The sequence below is a fragment of the Bradyrhizobium guangdongense genome (assembly GCF_006483445.1).
GTDB lineage: Bacteria > Pseudomonadota > Alphaproteobacteria > Rhizobiales > Xanthobacteraceae > Bradyrhizobium > Bradyrhizobium guangdongense_A.
This window is the reverse complement of sequence record NZ_PPPT01000096.1, coordinates 1-1,774: the sequence shown is the minus strand read 5'-3', so window position 1 is coordinate 1,774 and position 1,774 is coordinate 1. Positions and strand designations below refer to the sequence as shown.

The window sequence follows — 1,774 nt, the reverse complement described above, 5'->3', positions numbered from 1 at the left end:
TCGGCGCCTTCGCCTACGACCTCGTCTTCCAGATCGAGGATCTCGTGCAGAAGCGCGCGCGCGAAAAGGACCAGCGCGACATCGTTCTTTTTGTGCCCGATCGCCTGCTCGCCTATGACCGCGCGACCGGCCGCGGCACAGTGATCTCCTACGACTTTGCCTGGAAGGGACAGTCCACCGCGGGCCTGCCGCGCGAGACCGCTGACAGTCCCTATCTCAAGACGCCGCGCCAGGGCTTTGCCGATCACGCGCCGGGTGAATATCAGGCGACCGTCGAGACCGCGCGCGCGGCTTTCGCGCGCGGCGATCTGTTCGAGGCGGTGCCCGGCCAGCTCTTCGGCGAACCCTGCGACCGTTCGCCGGCAGAAGTGTTCCAGCGGCTCTGCGTCATCAACCCGTCGCCTTACGGCGCGCTGATGAATCTCGGCGCCGGCGAGTTTCTGGTGTCGGCTTCGCCGGAGATGTTCGTGCGCTCCGATGGTCGCCGCGTCGAGACCTGTCCGATCTCGGGCACCATTGCGCGCGGCACCGATGCGATCGGCGACGCCGAGCAGATCCGCCAGCTCCTCAACTCGGAGAAGGACGAGTTCGAGCTCAACATGTGCACGGACGTCGACCGCAACGACAAGGCGCGCGTCTGCGTGCCCGGCACCATCAAGGTGCTGGCGCGGCGGCAGATCGAGACCTATTCAAAGCTCTTCCACACCGTCGACCATGTCGAGGGCGTGCTGCGCCCCGGTTTCGACGCGCTCGATGCGTTCCTCACCCATGCCTGGGCGGTGACGGTCACCGGCGCGCCAAAGCTGTGGGCGATGCAGTTCGTCGAGGATCACGAGCGCTCGCCGCGGCGTTGGTACGCCGGTGCGATCGGCGCCGTGAATTTTGACGGCAGCATCAACACCGGCCTCACCATCCGCACCATCCGCATGAAGGATGGTCTGGCCGAGGTGCGGGTTGGCGCCACCTGCCTGTTTGATTCAGATCCCGCCGCCGAGGACCGCGAATGCCAGGTCAAGGCGGCAGCCCTGTTCCAGGCGCTGCGCGGCGATCCGCCGAAGCCGCTGTCGACCTTTGCGCCGGATGCGACCGGATCGGGCAAGCAGGTGCTGCTGATCGACCATGACGACAGTTTTGTGCACATGCTCGCCGATTATTTCCGCCAGGTCGGTGCCAGCGTCACCGTGGTCCGCTATGTGCATGCGCTCGACATGCTCAAGCAGAGGACGTGGGATTTGCTCGTGCTGTCGCCCGGACCAGGCCGTCCAGAGGATTTTGCGATCAAGAAGACGATTGATGCGGCGTTGGAGAAGAAGCTGCCGGTGTTCGGCGTTTGCCTCGGCGTCCAGGCGATCGGCGAATATTTTGGCGGCGAGCTTGGTCAGCTCACCCATCCCGCGCACGGCCGTCCGTCGCGGGTGCAGGTCCGCGGCGGGAGGTTGATGCGCAACCTGCCGAACGAGATCGTCATCGGCCGCTATCATTCGCTCTATGTCGAGCGTGACAGCATGCCCGAGGTTCTCAGCGTCACGGCGAGCACCGAAGACGGCGTCGCCATGGCGCTGGAGCATAAGACGTTGCCGGTCGCCGGCGTGCAATTCCATCCGGAGTCGCTGATGTCGCTCGGCGGCGAAGTCGGCCTGCGTATTGTCGAGAATGCGTTCCGCCTGGACGCGGGGAGCAACTAGATGTCGTCATTGCGAGGAGCGAAGCGACGAAGCAATCCAGACTGCCTCCGTGGTGAAGGTCTGGATTGCTTCGCTTCGCTCGCAATGAC

At 64.8% G+C, this 1,774-nt stretch carries 1 protein-coding gene; it reads left to right on the top strand.

Features of this window, described 5'->3' with window-relative positions:
- Nucleotides 1-1,685, top strand: a 1,685-nt coding sequence (locus C2U70_RS14085) for an anthranilate synthase component I (RefSeq protein ID WP_140978736.1), incomplete at its 5' end; no start/stop codon positions are given.
- Between the last annotated feature and the right edge of the window lie 89 nt (nt 1,686-1,774).